This window comes from Dyella sp. (assembly GCF_036746095.1).
GTDB lineage: Bacteria > Pseudomonadota > Gammaproteobacteria > Xanthomonadales > Rhodanobacteraceae > Dyella_B.
In genome coordinates this window covers 26,401-42,052 of record NZ_DAIOEU010000014.1, presented here as the reverse complement: position 1 = coordinate 42,052, position 15,652 = coordinate 26,401, and the positions used below count along the sequence as shown (strand labels likewise).

13 protein-coding genes are annotated in these 15,652 nt (G+C 59.3%); 4 read left to right on the top strand and 9 right to left on the bottom strand.

What is annotated here, in order from left to right; genetic code table 11:
- Nucleotides 1–259: 259 nt before the first annotated feature.
- Complete coding sequence (locus V7M64_RS08580; protein WP_333678577.1) at nt 260–1,153, bottom strand: LysR substrate-binding domain-containing protein; 894 nt, start codon at nt 1,151–1,153, stop codon at nt 260–262.
- Nucleotides 1,154–1,260: 107 nt separating this feature from the next.
- Here V7M64_RS08580 and V7M64_RS08575 point away from each other — a divergent pair, with 107 nt between their 5' ends.
- From V7M64_RS08575 to V7M64_RS08565, 3 genes are all read left to right on the top strand, one after another.
- Nucleotides 1,261–2,133 (top strand): NmrA/HSCARG family protein, encoded by an 873-nt coding sequence (locus V7M64_RS08575; RefSeq protein WP_333678575.1) that lies wholly within the window; start codon nt 1,261–1,263, stop codon nt 2,131–2,133.
- Between the two features lie 1,086 nt (nt 2,134–3,219).
- Nucleotides 3,220–4,332 carry an RICIN domain-containing protein gene (locus tag V7M64_RS08570; protein ID WP_333678573.1) on the top strand — a complete coding sequence of 371 codons (1,113 nt, stop codon included), beginning with the start codon at nt 3,220–3,222 and terminating at the stop codon, nt 4,330–4,332.
- 390 nt (nt 4,333–4,722) lie between these two features.
- A complete protein-coding gene (locus V7M64_RS08565) occupies nt 4,723–5,853 on the top strand; it encodes an RICIN domain-containing protein (RefSeq protein WP_333678571.1) in 1,131 nt (376 codons plus the stop codon).
- Nucleotides 5,854–6,182: 329 nt separating this feature from the next.
- On the opposite strand, the gene V7M64_RS08560 is transcribed toward V7M64_RS08565, so the two are convergent.
- From V7M64_RS08560 to V7M64_RS08545, 4 genes are all read right to left on the bottom strand, one after another.
- Complete coding sequence (locus V7M64_RS08560; RefSeq protein ID WP_333678570.1) at nt 6,183–7,760, bottom strand: Gfo/Idh/MocA family oxidoreductase; 1,578 nt, start codon at nt 7,758–7,760, stop codon at nt 6,183–6,185.
- A 445-nt stretch (nt 7,761–8,205) separates the two neighbouring features.
- The gene (locus V7M64_RS08555; RefSeq protein ID WP_333678569.1) at nt 8,206–9,039 is read right to left on the bottom strand and encodes an alpha/beta hydrolase; all 834 of its coding nucleotides are present in this window, start codon (nt 9,037–9,039) and stop codon (nt 8,206–8,208) included.
- Between the two features lie 92 nt (nt 9,040–9,131).
- Complete coding sequence (locus tag V7M64_RS08550; RefSeq protein WP_333678568.1) at nt 9,132–9,584, bottom strand: SRPBCC family protein; 453 nt, start codon at nt 9,582–9,584, stop codon at nt 9,132–9,134.
- Between the two features lie 22 nt (nt 9,585–9,606).
- Nucleotides 9,607–9,969 carry a metalloregulator ArsR/SmtB family transcription factor gene (locus V7M64_RS08545; RefSeq protein WP_333678567.1) on the bottom strand — a complete coding sequence of 121 codons (363 nt, stop codon included), beginning with the start codon at nt 9,967–9,969 and terminating at the stop codon, nt 9,607–9,609.
- A 367-nt stretch (nt 9,970–10,336) separates the two neighbouring features.
- On the opposite strand from V7M64_RS08545, the gene V7M64_RS08540 reads away from it, so the two are divergent.
- A complete protein-coding gene (locus V7M64_RS08540; protein WP_333678566.1) occupies nt 10,337–11,284 on the top strand; it encodes an alpha/beta hydrolase in 948 nt (315 codons plus the stop codon).
- Here the strand turns inward: V7M64_RS08540 and V7M64_RS08535 are convergent.
- The 4 genes from V7M64_RS08535 to V7M64_RS08520 all read right to left on the bottom strand — a co-directional run bounded on the left by V7M64_RS08535 (nt 11,281) and on the right by V7M64_RS08520 (nt 15,630).
- Nucleotides 11,281–12,519, bottom strand: a complete 1,239-nt coding sequence (locus V7M64_RS08535; protein WP_333678565.1) for a glycosyltransferase — start codon at nt 12,517–12,519, stop codon at nt 11,281–11,283. The two genes, V7M64_RS08540 and V7M64_RS08535, sit on opposite strands and share 4 nt — an antisense overlap.
- Before the next feature lie 207 nt (nt 12,520–12,726).
- Complete coding sequence (locus V7M64_RS08530) at nt 12,727–13,512, bottom strand: polysaccharide deacetylase family protein (RefSeq protein ID WP_333678563.1); 786 nt, start codon at nt 13,510–13,512, stop codon at nt 12,727–12,729.
- 94 nt (nt 13,513–13,606) lie between these two features.
- Nucleotides 13,607–14,476: a hypothetical protein gene (locus V7M64_RS08525; protein ID WP_333678561.1), complete on the bottom strand. Its 870-nt coding sequence runs from the start codon at nt 14,474–14,476 to the stop codon at nt 13,607–13,609.
- Between the two features lie 29 nt (nt 14,477–14,505).
- Entirely contained in the window at nt 14,506–15,630 is a 1,125-nt protein-coding gene (locus V7M64_RS08520; RefSeq protein ID WP_333678559.1) for a hypothetical protein, read from the bottom strand.
- Nucleotides 15,631–15,652 lie beyond the last annotated feature (22 nt).

The window sequence follows — 15,652 nt, the reverse complement described above, 5'->3', positions numbered from 1 at the left end:
GAAGCCGTTAGACAGATCATGGATCGGAAGATGGCCGAAGGCCCAGCCGCCTGCCCTACCCTCGATAACAGTCCCTAATCGCTAGCCAATCCGCCGGAGGCAGGACTCGCCTCTGCATCATCATGAGGTTTCCTTGAAGTGTCCGTAGTGACGGGGTAGACCCAGGGTGTTGGTGAGTCAAGGCGAGTGCGCTAGCTGTCGTGGCTCACGAGCGATCGCTGGCGACGATTGTCGCTGTGCCCTACTCCGTTGTGCCTTTTTATCCACTCACATAGGCCGCCAGTTCATCCGGCGTCCCTCTCGGAAACGCTTCTCTCAAATAGTCCAGAAAAGCCGAGACGCGTGCGCTGAGGAGTCGACGCGTTGGATAGAGCGCCCACAGTTCGATCTCCGGTCCGTCCACCCTGCCCCACTGCACCAACGTGCCGGCGGCAAGATCGGGGCTGGCGAGCGACAACGGCAGGCGGGCGGCACCGGCGCCCATGCGCGCGGCATCGCGAATCATGAGCAGCGATGACAGGCCGATCACCGGCTTGGCGATGAGCGTGGACGGCCCGATGGGCGTGGTCATCGTCCAGGTTTCCGTCGGCTGCACCGCGCCACGGACGATGACTGGCACGGGCTCGTTGTCTGCGGTCTTGGCCAGGTTCGCACTGGCGACGACTACCAGTCGATCGCGCAGAAAGATACGTCCCACCAAGTTGGCATCGGGTTCGGGATTGACGCGAATGACTAGGTCGTAGGCCTCTTCGATCATGTCCACGGCGCGGTCTTCGGCAGTGATCTCCAGTTGCACCTGCGGAAACCGGAGCGCGAAGCCGGCCGCGAGCTTGCCCATCGCGGTCTGTGAAAAGAGAAGCGGCGCGCTGATGCGCAAACGCCCGCGGGCAGTGTGGCCGCCGGAGGCGATGGCCGTAGCGGTCTCATCGAGCTCGGTGAGCAGGAGCGCCGTGCGTTCGTAAAGCGCTCGGCCCTCTTCGGTGAGCTTGAGCGATCGCGCGCCACGCTCGAACAGGCGCAGATCCAGGCTGGCCTCCAGTTCGGCCACACGCCGGGACAGCGTGGCCTTGGGCCGGCCCGCTTCGCGCGCGGCCCGGCCGAGCCCACCATGGCGGGCCACGAGGTTGAAATCGGCGAGCGCGAGCAGATCCATGTGTTCCATCTGTGAGACGAGGCGTCCCACTTTAGCGGCTATGCCTGCGAATTTGGGTCGATAGCATGACGAGTGTGTTCCCAACCCACCCACTCGGAGTACATGCCATGACCATCCTCGTAACTGGTGCCACCGGCCGCGTCGGCCGCCACGTCGTCGACCAGCTCGCCCAGCGCGGCGCCCCGGTGCGGGTGCTCACCCGCGATCCCGCCAAAGCCACCTTCCCCGCCGGCGTGGAGGTGGCGAAGGGCGACCTGCTCGACCTCGACGCCCTACGCGCCGCTTTCGACGGCGTCAGCACGCTGTTCCTGCTCAATGCGGTGACCGGCGACGAGTTCACCCAGGCGGTCCTCACGCTCAACCTGGCCCGCGAGGCGGGCGTGAAGCGGGTGGTCTACCTGTCAGTGATCCACGCGGACCGCTACGTCAACGTGCCGCACTTCGCGGTGAAATTCGGCGCCGAGCGCATGCTGCAGCAGATGGGCTTCAGCGCCACGATCCTGCGGCCGAGCTATTTCATCGACAACGAGCACATGATCAAGGACGTGGTGCTCGACCACGGCGTCTACCCGATGCCGATCGGCCACAAGGGTCTGGCGATGGTCGATGCGCGCGACATCGCCGAAGTCGCTGCGATCGAACTGATCCGTCGCAGCGAAAGCCCGGACACCCTGCCGATCGAAACGATCAACCTGGTCGGCCCGGACACGCTCACCGGCGCGGACGTGGCGGCTATCTGGACGGACGCGCTGGGACGCCCGGTGGTGTACGGCGGCGATGACCCCGCCGCGTTCGAACAGAACGCCGCCGGTTTCATGCCTCCCTGGATGGCCTACGAGATGCGGCTGATGGCCGAACGCTGGGTCAGCGACGGCATGATCCCGGAACCGGGCGACGTGCCGCGCCTGACCCAGCTGCTGGGGCGGCCGCTACGGTCGTATCGCGGGTTTGTAGCGGAGGTTGCCGAGGCTGTTGCCTGAGCTTCCCCACGATGCTCGCGTGGCAGGGATTGGGATTCCCACCCGCTGCGCGGGCATCGATCAAAGGGATTGAGAAAATCGCCTTTGAGGCATTTCGTATGCAGCTTGTTGTCGGGTCAAGCGCTCGATGTAGCCGACCGACTGGCCGACTTCAGGACGACTGGCGCTCTTGTGGCGCTTATTCGCTTCGCGAGGAATGAACGCACTCTCTGCAGAGCGTTCGACGCAGGATGCGCCCTCGCTCAAGTGCTCAGCTACCACTCCGTAAACCCCTACTATTCAGCAATCGCGCCGAGACTTTGGAATGTCGTTTCTGAAGGCGTCCTTGAAGATCTCCACAAAGATCGCTTTCAATTTTCGCGATGCCGAGACGGATTTCAAAAATTTTCGAGTGTGCTATGCGAGCGCTTGAATAGCGCGGTAGCGCTTTATGGAGTCCATCGTCTTGCCTCCGGGCCTAGTTTCACTTGGGCAACGATCGTAGATATGAATCGCGAATGCATTCGTGGCTTCGCAACCCCTGGGCTTGAACGCCCCGACGCCCTTCAGTCTTTCTTAGATTTTGGCCCTACGAACCAAAGATCAACGAATGCGCTAGACAAGGATCCACTCTTCATCTTAACTGGCTCACAGCGTCCAGAAGAAAAGTGCAATTATGAAAGTCCGCACGAAAAAAAGTGAATGTTCTGAAGATTTCAACTGAATGCGAAAATAATTTCTGGCGAAAGATAAATGCATGCCATTTATTCATATGACTTTTTAGCGGCCTTGTGTTTAGCGCATCAAAACACCATGCCTTAAGAAAGAAACCTGACAACTTTTCATCTAGCTGGCCAGCATGCCGATGCAAGCACCGCCACCAGCTCATCCATTGAATAACGCATGTAAACGTTATCACGCGCCATCGACTTCCCTCCGAATAAGCTCTTTGTTGGGAATGACCGCTTGGATCACGACATGCCGCAGCATGCGGTGTGGGAGAGCGGTGTTCGCCCGAACCCTTGTGCGGCTTCCAGGCGAGGGTTTGATCACGCGAGCCAGCAGCGTCTAGCGTCATCACAAAGGGGACAATTAACGGAGGCAATCATGAAGGCGAAAAAAAGCTTGTATAGCTTGCCACTGCTTTTGCTACTCCCATGCTTCGCCCACGCCGGCGACGTACCCGGCACCTATGCCAAGTATCAATGGAGTTCCTCGGTTACCGGACTAACTTCGGTGGACTATGACATCAACGTGCAGGCCGATCCGGGTTATCGCGCGAATGTGCGTTTTGCCGACCATTTCCGCCTGGTCGGTAGCAGTAACGGCGGCTATGTCGGCATGGAGGACAACAGCCGTCTCGGCCCCAATTTCGTGTTTACAATACGGGGCGCAACGCAGTATCAAGCCGGCGATCCCGGAAGCAGCTGCGTAGTTTACAGCGGCGAAAATCCCCGTGTTACCTGCCGCATACCTATGTGGTCCACAGTCACTGATTATCAATTCCACGTTGCCTATGAAGGCGGCCAGTGGCTGGGGGTTACGGTTACCGACCTCTACAACCCCAGCTTGTCCTTAAAGCTAGGCAGCATCCTTACTGACGCCACCAGTCTTTCACCGCAGGGCATGGTGAGCCGGACGACATATCTTGAAGGCCGCTCGCCCAACGCGAACTGCTACAACCAACCCTACAGTGACGTGATATTCGACGCACCCAGCAGCAACGGTGTCCAAGCCACTGTTTCAAGCACCGGGACCAACACAACATGCAGCAACTTCAGCGAAGTCCTGAACGGTGAACAGTTCAATGCCTCGGGCAATTTGCTGCGCGGTTTGTATCAGGGCGACGATAACCTTTGCGTGGATGCGGGAAGTGGCCAAACCAACGTGCCGGCTACCACTCAGAGCTGCAACAAAAAGAAGGAAGCCCAAGCCTGGGTGCTTGGGAGGGACGGCACTATGCGGCTGCAGAGCAATCTTTGCCTGGACGTTGCCAATCCCGACTCGCCATCCGGCGCGGCGGTGATTGTGGATCAATGCACAGGCAGCGCCAGTCAGCAGTGGTCTATCGGGGGCGCCCGCAATCTTCTATTTAGCAATCTCGGCGGCAGCCAGTATTGCCTGGCGGAGGGGGCTGCCGGTACGCAGTTGACGATCCAGGAATGCACGGGAGCGGCCGGTCAGAATTGGTCTATGCCGGTGTTGCCGGTGCTGCCGTAGACATGGTTTTTTATATGATCGATTGCTCGAAGGAAGCAATGCTGGAAGATTGACCTTTTCTTGCAGTTGTTGGATATGGCGATTCGCATTAATTGATAGAGAGCCGTTCGTCATTCCCGTGAAGGCCGGAATCCATTTCCAATCCGGATGGATCCCGGCCTTCGTGCATCACCCGCTTTCCTGATGGCCGTACGCTATGTAAACGTTGTCACGCGCCATCGACTTCCCTCCGAATAAGCTCTTTGTTGGGAATGACCGCATAAATCACGACATGCCGCAGCACACGGCGTGGCAGCGGCGTTCGCCCGAACTCTTGTGCGGCTTCCAGGCAACGGTTGATCGCGCAAGCCAGTAGCGTCATCAACAAGGGGACAATCAACGGAGGCAATCATGAAGGCGACAAAGAGCTTGTACAGCCTGCCCTGGCTATTGCTGTTTCCACTCATCGCCCACGCCGGCGACGTACCCGGAACGTACGCCAAATACCAATGGGATTCCACGGTCACCTCGCTGACTTCAATAGATTTCGGCATCAACGTGGAGGCGGATCCGGGTTATCGCGCGAACGTCTTGTGGAGCAACCGGTTTGTTCTATCCGGCACCGGCGACATTGGCCGTGCGGGCATGGAGGACAATGCCAACCTGGGCCCCGGTTTCGTCTTTACGGTGCAGGGTGCCACGCATTACAAGAGCGGCGCAGCCGGCAGCTATTGCACCGTTCACGGTGGAGCTTCCCCGCGCGTCACCTGCCGCCTGCCCTATCACTGGCTAAATACTCTGAACTATCAGTTCCACGTTGCTTATGAAGGCGGTCAGTGGCTTGGCGCTACGGTTACCGACCCACATACCCAGCAGTCTTTCAAGCTGGGAAGCATCCTGACGGGTGCCACCAGTATTACGCCGCAAGGCATGGTGGGCCGAACGACCTATCGGGAGGCGAAATCCCCCAATTCGAACTGCTACAACCAACCCTATAGCGAAGCGGTGATCGGCGCGCCGACCGGCAATGGTGGCCAGTACGCCTCTACCGTCTCCAGTGCAGGCACCCTCGCGACGTGCGCTGGTTTCAGCAACACCAGCATCATCACCTACACACCCGGCAGTGATCAGCTCAACGGTTTCGGCAATTTGCCGCGCGGTGAAGTCGTGGGTGCACTGAGTGGCCTTTGCGCGGATGCGGGTGACGGCAAAACCAGTGGCGCGGCGATTACCACCCAGACATGCGACGAGAAGTCAGAGGGACAGGCCTGGGTATTTGCGAAGGATGGCACAGTGCGGCTACAGAGCAATCTTTGCCTGGATGTCGCCAACGCAGATCCATCGCAAGGTGCCGTGGTGATTGCCGATGCATGCAACGGTAGCGCCGGGCAGTATTGGACACTTCAAGGGTTCGGCAATCTGATACAGAGCAATGTCAGTGGGTATTGCATGACGGAGGGGAGTGCCGGTGCGCAGTTGACGATGCAACCTTGCACGGCCGACAACATCTGGCTCGTACCGCAGATCCCGGTGCTGCCATAGGTGGACGGAGCTACCCGGTGATTGATTGGACAGTAGTGGGCGAAAGCCAGAGCTCAGTGACTTTTTGGGGGCGCCTCAAAAAGACGCTGGGCCCCGGCCTTCGCCGGGCGACGATGTTTACAGTGGCTGTCACTGGCGCTACCCCCATGGCACTCACTCATGCATATCGCTGGCGGGCCGCTTCCATCACACCTGTCTGTCGATATTCATCAGCGCGCTAAAGCCCAAGCAACCCCACCCCAACCCTCCCCTACTGCCGTAAGGGAAGGGGTCGATCGCGATAAGCATCAAACGTTTCGGCTACGCGAAACGTGGCGTTGGCTGTTGTTTTAGACAACCCACCCATCGCGATACTCGCGCCGCAGAAACGCATTCGCATCCGGCTTGTTGGTGATGCGCATGTTCGCCGCGTCGTACTCGATCCTGCCGCCCGCGCGAAGGGAGACGATGCCCAGCAGCATTACCTCCGTCAGCCGTGCAGCGTACGAGAACGGCGAAGATGCTTCCGCCCTCCCCTTGCACGCGTCCACCCAATTCATCTCGTGCGAGGTCTTGATGCGCGCGAACAGTTGCGGAGGCGTGCCCACCGAATCATGCAGCGACTTCGGCAGCAGGCGCGGGTTCGCGCCGTAGGTCTCGTGGATCAGCTTGCCCTTGTCGCCAACGTACAGCACACCGCCGTCCTTGCTCATCTGCCCGGCTCCCAATGCTTCCAGCCCCGGCGGCAGCAATGCGCCGTCATACCAGGTGAGCTTCACTGGTGGCCTGCTGCCGAGTGCGGGGAACTCGTAATACGTCATCGTCGCCATGGGATACGACGCGCCGTTGAATGGCGTTGAGACGGTTTCCACGGACGTGGGAAAACCCAGGTCCAGCGACCAGAACGGGGAATCAATCAGATGCGCCCCCATGTCGCCGATGGCACCCACGCCCCAATCCACCCAGCCGCGCCAATTGAACGGGTGATACACGGGGTGGTAGTCGACAACGGGACCGGGGCCGAGGAACAGATCCCATGCCAGCCTTTCCGGCTTCGGATAATTGCCGGCCATGGCATTGGCGAGCCTATCCATCACTGCGTCTTCGTTCCAGTTCGCGTCGTCCGGCTGCGGCCTGGCTTGCGGACGTGGAATACCCTGTGGCCAATACGCCAGCGGACGATTCGTCCAGACGTGCACCTCGCGAACGTCGCCGATCGCCCCAGCCGCGATGTACTCGTTGATCAACCGGGCATCGTCGGTCGAGTGCCCCTGGTTTCCCATCTGCGTGACGAGCCTGGGATTGTCTTTCGCCTTCTTGGACAATGCGCGGGCTTCGCCGATCGACCAAGTAAGTGGCTTCTGCAGATACACATGCTTGCCATGGCTCATCGCCGCGCTGGCAATCACCGCATGCAGGTGATCCGGTGTCGCAATGACCACCGCATCGATGTCCTTCTGCTGTTCGAGCATCCGGCGGTAGTCGGTATAACGCCTGCTCGAATCGAACTTGCTGGCAAGCAGCTTGGTCTGCTCGATCTCGTCGTGCAGCTCCTGGCGTTCTTTGGCGGTTTGCGCCTTGTCGAGGCGTGCCTGCGTTTTCGCCAGGCCCTCGACCATTGCGCGAAAAGATTTCTCCGCATAGCGCCAGTCCACATCGCACAGGGCGACGATGTTCTCGCTGGCCAGAGCGCGCATGTTGTGCATACCCATGCCACCGACACCGATGCCGGCAATGTTCAATCGATCGCTGGGCGGCGTATGGCCGGGCCCGCCCAGAACGTGGCGGGGCACGATCATCAGTCCGGCTGCGGTGATGGCCGTACCGGTGAGGAATTCGCGGCGTGAGATCTTGCCGCTCGCCTCCGTATCTTCAACGGTGTCGTTGGCGCGGTGGCCGTGCTTCTGTTTCGCGATTTCATTCGTCATGGACGCTGCAACGCTGGGTTGGATATCGGTATGCGCTGCGCAGCATCCTGGCCGCAATGTGATCAGGCGGTCAAGGCCATCAAGATCGCGAAAGTCACTGGACCTCGGCCTTCGCAGGGGCGACGACTCGGTAGCGTTGCATTTGCAGGCGGCATGCGGACAGACAGGGCTGGTCCCAACAGGTTGAATTCAAAGTGATGGAGTGATGTCTGGAAGGCCCGCAGGCTGCACCGCGCGGCTTGGCAATACGGCCAGTCTTCCTGGCGCCACACAACACATGCTGCGAGCCGTCCCGACATCATGACGACGGCGATACTTAATCAATATTGCCTTAAAGAGCAGAACCCATTTTCTCCGGACAGCAGTGAGCGAAAGCGGGCATCCATTTGCATTGATGCAAAAGCAAAGTAAGGTTCCTGCTTTCCCGTGAATGGCGACCATGGGATTACGCGAAGAAGCGTTCGACAACCTCCGGCAGCATCGGCTCCACGGGGAGTGTGTAATGCGTGGTGTTGGGCAGGATCGCCAGCGCGTTTGCAGGTCGCAATGAGCCATCTTGCCCGGCATCGCGCTGGCCGCCTCCCAGTGCTTTCCAGAACTCGACCATGTGTTCGGGCCGGATGGCATCAGCGTCGGCAAAGACCAGCAGCGTGCGTGCCTGAAGCTTGGCGACGTCGGCGCTCCAGTCGAAGGGGCGTTTGGTCATGTCGCCGATCTTGCTGAAGAGCCTGGTCCAATCGACACCGGGATAGGTCCTCCCCAATGGCGATGCCTTGACGCCAGCGCCGAGCGTGGCGGCATTCGTCTCCAGTTGCTTGAAGGTTGTGACTACCTCCGGATAAAAGCCGTCCTGCTTCATCGTCGCGGAAACGAGTACGAGCCGGTCGACGGCGTCCGGATGGCGGATAGCGGTCTGCAAGGCGACGTCGGCGCCCAGCGAGTAACCCATCACGTCGGCCTTGCCGACATTCAGATGGCCGATCAAAGCGGCAACATCGTCGCCCATCGTTTCACAACGCAGTGGCCGGTCCGAATCCGGGGTGCGTCCATGTCCCTGCAGATGCACGGCGATCACCTGCCGGCGTTTGGCCAGTTCGGCCAGATTGCTTCCGAAGCAGTCCGGGTCGATGCCACCGTGGAGAAGAATGAGCGGCTTGCCGGTGCCATGCACGCTGTAAAAAACATGCTGGCCATTGACGTCGGCAAAATGCTCGTTCGAACCGGCAAGAATCTTCTTGGCTTGAACCGGAAGGACCGCAGTCAGCACTGCGGTCGCCATGGCGGTCTTCAGGAAATCACGTCTGAGCATATCGTCCTCACGTGGTGCCGAACTGGCCAGCGCGGCGTTACACGCCGGTGGCCGTGGTGTGGTCACGATCTGCCTGCGAGCAACTCATCCAGCTGCGCAAACTGTTCGGGCAGGCCTTCCGCCGAACCGGCGAGCGCTTCCTCGAGGGCCGCTGTCGTGGGGTAGAGCTCGTGAAAGGTGACCAGCGTCTTGCCGTCATTTTCTTCGAACGTCACCGTGGTCAGGGCACCCTGATCGTTTTCTTCGTTCGCCCATACGATGCGTTTGTGCGGCGTTACTTCTCTGTACGTGCCGAAGAACGCCATCGGTCGATCGAAGTCCGGATGGCTGAAGACGAGGCGATACGCGCCACCAGTGCGAACATCCATCTCGCACGAGAGCAGCGACATGCCCACCGACTTCGGAACCCACCAAAGCTTGAACAATTCGGGTTTGCTCCACGCTTCGAAGACGATGTGCGCTGGCGCATTGAATGTTCGCTTCACGACAAGTTCGAGATCGGACTTGCGTTCCACGGTGGTACGGTTCGTGGCGGAACTACCTTCTTTTACGTTGGGCATCTGCCTTCTCCTTGCGTTTCAAGTGTTCGACAAGCTCGTCCAGCGCATCGAAGCGTGCGCTCCAGAGCTGACGGTGTTGCTCGATCCAGGCGGCCTCTTCTTCCAGCCGGCGCCGTCCAAGCGTGCAGGTGCGAACGCGCCCGACCTTCTCCGTGGCAACGAGCCCCGCCTCTTCCAGGATGCTGATGTGCTTCTTCATGCCCGTGAGGGTCATGTCAAATCGCTGGGCAAGGTCGCTGATGGAGGCGTCTGCACTCCCGAGCTGTTCCAGCACGCCCCGCCGGGTAACGTCGGAGAGCGCGGCGAAGGTTGCGTCGAGGCGGGCTTGATAGTGAACCATATGGTTCACTGTAGAGCGCGCGTGGGGCATTTACAAGTGGCTGACCCCACGGACGCAAATCGCACCAATTTCTCCCTCCAGGTGGAAAAGCAGACCTAGGCCCTCCCCCCCGATTCCCTTATCACTACTACTCACCACGGTACGGCGACACGCCCGGCATCGACTAAACCTCCGGTAGATTTGGTTGAGGCGAACCCGAAACCCACCGTGGGTATCATCGCGGCGTTAGGATTCGTTACGCTCAGCCCCACTACTTGGATCCGCGAAATCCCACTGGAAAACGCTTGGGCGAGCGCTACCAAGCCCAGCAAGACGGTCTAGTTCGAAGTTATGGCAATGGTTTCATCACTACTCTGGAGCCCCATCTATGACCCGCGCTCTTTTGGCTGCATGCTTGGCGCTAGCCTTCAGCCTTCCCGTTTCAGCGGCCGTCAAACCATACCCGTCGACGTTCCAGGTGCGTGACATCAAGGCGAATGGTGCGACGATCCATGTCCGCGTAGGCGGCAAAGGTCCAGCGGTGGTGCTTCTTCACGGCTTTGGTGACACGGGCGATATGTGGGAGCCGCTTGCGGCAAACCTCGCTCGCGACCATACGGTAGTGGTGCCCGATCTACGTGGCCTCGGTCTTTCGTCACACCCCGATGGCGGATATGAAAAGAAGAACCAGGCAGCCGATGTCCAGGGCGTTCTGACGCAACTGGGCATCGGCCATGCTGTGATCGTGGGACACGACATTGGCACGATGGTCGCCTATGCCTACGCCAAACGATACCCCGGCAATACCGACCGCTTGGTGGTTATGGATGCCCCGGTGCCCGGCGTGCCGCCGTGGGACCAAATAGTGCGCTCTCCCTTGCTGTGGCACTTTGATCTTGGCGGCCCCGACATGGAGCGTCTCGTGGCCGGTCGTGAACGCATCTATCTGGATAGATTCTGGAACGATTTTGCGGGGGACCCGGCAAAAGTCGACGAAAGTACCCGGCAGCACTATGCCGAACTCTACGCTCGCCCCGGCACGATGCATTCCGCTTTTGCCCAGTTCCGTTCCATTCGGCAAGACGCCGAGGACAACAAGGCAACGTTGAGCCCCAAGCTGACCATGCCCGTGCTTGCTATCGGTGGCGCAAAGTCGTTTGGCTCAAACGAAGCCATCGTCATGCGCAGCGCGGCCGACAATGTCACGGAGCTGGTGGTGCCGAATGCCGGACACTGGCTTATGGAGGAAGCACCCGAGGCTACGATATCTGCAGTGCGCAACTTCATCGATGGAAAGCCCGTTTCAAGTGAAGGAAATGAATCTCCAAAAATCTAGGCAGTGATCTGTCGACGCATGCGCACAAAATTCTCGATGGCATCGATCGCGACGGCGCTGCCGTCTTCTGCTGCCATCTGGTGACCTAGCTTCGCGGCGCAAGCGCGCGCGTGAGCGCTTTCGGCAAACTCGATACTTTTTGCCAATGCCGAAACTGAAATTCGCTTCGCGCCGGTCGGCCGGTCTGCGATACCTGCGCGGTGGAGTCGCTCTCCCCAGAAGGACTGGTCACCAGCAAACGGTATGACAACCGACGGAACGCCTGCACGTGTCGCCGAATGCGAGGTGCCCGAGCCTCCATGGTGAATCACCAGCGACATCCGAGGAAGAAGCCAGTCGTGCGGCGTCTCGCCGATGACAAGGAAATTATCAGGCAACACCGAAGTACCCATGCCGCTCCACCCTGGATAAATCAAGGCCCGCCTCCCGTCGACGGCAGCAATGATCATGTCAAGCAACTTCTTTGCATCAAACCCCACCATGCTGCCAAACCCGACATAGATCGGCGGTGCCCCGGCATCCAGGAAATCGACGAGATCTTGAGGCGCGCGCCACTCTGGCGTTGCGTTGATCCACTGTCCACAGACGCGGGCGTTCGCTGGCCAATCCTCAGGTTGCGGCAAGAGGCTGGGAGATACGCCGTACAGCATGGGATGATCAGCGAAGACTTTACGCCGCGGCGGCAACCCGCAAATACTCATGCGCGCTGCATTGGTGGCCTCGCTGAAAACGCGCCATACAAGCGCGTTGACGAAGCGATGGCTCCATCGATTGAGCACGCGCGGCAGCAGCCTCGGCGGGAGAAAGGGCGAAGCGAACTCCGCAGTCGGAGTGATCGGTATGAGCCCCAGCCCAATCGCCGGCACACCCAAATGCTCCGCCGCTGACAATCCCGCGAAGGCTGCAAGTCCCGACACAAGGATGGCATCGCAACCCCGCCCAGTATCGACGATGTCACGTAGCCATGCAGCTGTATTGGCATTTGCAATGCGCTTGAACGCAGCCGCCAGGCTTTGGACGCTGCCGCTGTCTGAGGTAGCGTTCGCCTCCTGCACCATCGCCTTGATGTCGCCGGCAAGCGCGACAGTTGGAATGCCAAGCGCGACAGCGGAACCCAATGTCGCACCGTCCGCAAGCAATCGGACGTCGTGGCCCGCATCCATCAGGGCTCGACACAACACGCCTAGTGGGCGTGTATCGCCTTCCGTACCGTAGGTCACCACAATAAATTTCATTGGGCAACTCTACTACGTCGCCTCATTAGGCTTACATCATTGGCCTGCCCGCTGTCTGGATTCGGTTTCATCGTTTTTGATCAAGTGTGATCGCGGCCGCCGAAGCGATACGGACTGCCAGGTCGCTAACATCTATGCAGCATGGGCAGCAGCCGACGTCCACCCCAAATATTCGCACCGAGACTCAAAGTCATGCCGCGCCGCCCATTAATGGCCCGGATGGCTGGTGACGTAACTGACCACGGTCGAGAACGGCGCCACCCAAATGGTGTCGGCATGGGCTTTCAGATAGGCAAGGAGTTGAGCATGGGCTTCCGTGGATACGGAGAGATAATCGCCGCCCACACCATGGAAACCGAACACGATCATCCCGCCCTTACGCTCGGCATCCTGGACTGCGGCGATCAGATCGGCGCCGGTTGCGTTCGAGGGGAAAAAGCGGGCCGGCACATTCATCGGATCGAAAGGATGCTCTGACGGATCTGCAGCTCGGGTGTAGCGTACCAAGCCACTAGCGCGCAGCGCCGGAAGATAATCGACACCTCCGGCCAGGTGCTGACCACAGGGCGTGGCATAGCTGTGCTGCAGTTTGCCGTCGATCGCCGTCAGCATCGTGTTCATCGTGCGGATTTCTGTCAGCATGGTGTCGACGTCGTACGTTTCGCTGGTGTCGATCTTTTTCGCCGGCGGATAGTTGGCCTGTGGGCAAGCATGGCGAATGGTGTGGTTGCCAAGTTCGTGGCCTTCGGCTGCGGCAGACCGCCAGCGCGTAATCTGCTCCGGCGTAATCTTGCTGCCGATCAGGAAGAACGTTCCTTTGAGGCCGACGGCATCGAGCGCGGGAATCGCGACGTCGAGCTGCGAAACAAGCGTATCGTCATAGGTCAGCACCACGGCCGCCCGCTTGCCATCCGGCCAGGACCCGGCCACAGCCTGGGTAGCCATCGTAGCCATCATGATGGTTACCAATAAAACCGATCCGATTCGCATCATCGTCCTCACCGTTACGCCGCCAATTCAATTGTGCTGCTGGTCACTTTAGCTACCGTCCGCTTTAAGGCAACACTGATCAAGTATCGCATGCAACTCATGGGTGCTCAGCTGATCCAAGCAATTGTGCGTAAGCGGGGAAGCGGCCGAAAACGGCTTGCACTCGAGGATACTGCTCGCACACCTCTTTTACCGACGTCACGATGCGATCCTCCTGCAGCAAGCGTTCTGCCGTCTGGTAATGGAAAAAGATTGGCGTGGGCTGATCGCCAAGCTCAAGACTCCAGCTTGGAAAATTCCATTGCATGGGAAGCATGCTTATTTCCAGATTCAGTCTGGCAGCTGCGATCGTAACGCCAAACTGGTCAAGAAATCGGTTGCGTATCTTGTTCGGGATCCCAGGTATCTCTCTCAGTGTTCGACAGCTTTCCGCCCAGGTCTCTCCAAATGCCGGCACGTTACGCACGACAAGCAAGCCACCATTGAAATATGGAGGGGTCGGCTCCTGCGAGATCAACGTCAATTGGCGCCACTCCGGCATGTCCAGGCCGTATGCGGCATAGAAGCTAGCCCATTCGTGTTCCTTGGCATGGCTCAAACTTGCGGGGACGGCGCATAGCGGTCGCTCTGGGAGCACGTCATCGCCAAAGTCGCGCATCATCAATATGTCGCTGTCGATATACACCGTAGCGGAACAATCCGTCGGAATCGACAAACATTCCATCTTATTGCCATAGGGGTAGTCGCGGCCGACGCTGTTCTGGACATGGCTAAGGCGAACCCCAAGGGACTCAAGCGTCTGAAGAGTTTGCGGTTCGGGCTGGGGCCATAACTCGGCCGGCCCCGGAATGGCCGCCGTCAAATGGTGGTATCCATTCGCACGGCACCGGAACGATGCTGCAAACAGCACCGATTTCGCTTCCAGTTCACCGCCCTGACAAATAAATACAAAGTGATGTGGTTCCATTTTCATTTCCCGAGAGCGTCATGTCGTATCTATCCCGCCAAAAAGTTGGGAAACGTCCCCGGCAAAATCATCGCTTGATGTAGCCTGGGGTCGATCCTGGCGAAGCTTCGCCAAAGGCGCCTTGCAAATTGCGGATCCGTCAGCTCCGCTTCCAGCAGCGGATCAGGCACGCGACCATGGATGGCCAAATGGCTGCCAGCCTGCGAATCGGTTTCAAAGACCCGATCCAGGGCACGCAGGTTGTCCGCATGGACACCGCAACCGGCCAACACGACACGCACCACCCCCAGCCCGTTGTGTACCAGTTCCTCATAGCGAAGGGCGCCAAGCCATCGTCCGGTTTCGTGCTGATGCAAATAACGCAGCACGGGTCCCGCCCAAAGGGATGCCAGCAGATCATATGCGTCGACCATTGGCCCAAGGGTAGCCAGCAGCGGCGTCAACAGCGACCAGACGCGGCGCTCGCGCTCGTTCAATTGCCAGCCCGAAAGCGAGCGCCTCATGATGCGTGCGGTCGAGATGGCAACGTCCAGCGCATTGCGATACAGGAACAGGCTCTTTGCAGCAGGCAGCGCAGCGGCCAAATAATCGGCGTGCTCGCACACAACGCTCCTGAACTTCAACACGGAAAGATTCTCACTGCCTCGGCAGAACAGCTTCAAGCAATGACGATACAACCGTACGAATGCGTCACGCGTAGCGCCGTTCTCCAAACGCCCGGACATGGCAAGCTGGGTGAAGATATCTGGCTCGGACAAGGCCCTGACACCGTTGACTGCGTTGAGCGCCTTCGTCAACAAAGTGGAACCGCATCGGCCCGTCGAATGCAGCAACAATACGTGCGCGGGCATGGGCAGCGTCTCACAGGCGGCATTGAACTCGTCCAGGCCGATTGTGTACACGCGCTTCGCAAACCGATATTGCGCCTCGTATAAGAAGGGATAGGCAGAGAGATCGACCTCCGCCGGCAGCTCAACCAGCACGATGCCCTTCCCGAACAGATCGATGCAATAGGGCGTGATGTGCGGTGCGATGAGCAAGGTGTCGATCGCGATCCCTTCACCATCTTGCACAAGCAGGAAATCATTGATGGATGCTGTCGCAAGCGGATCGGTCCGCCTCCGTGCTTCGATGCGATATGCGATAACCGGCATGGTGTTACGTCACACCTGCCGG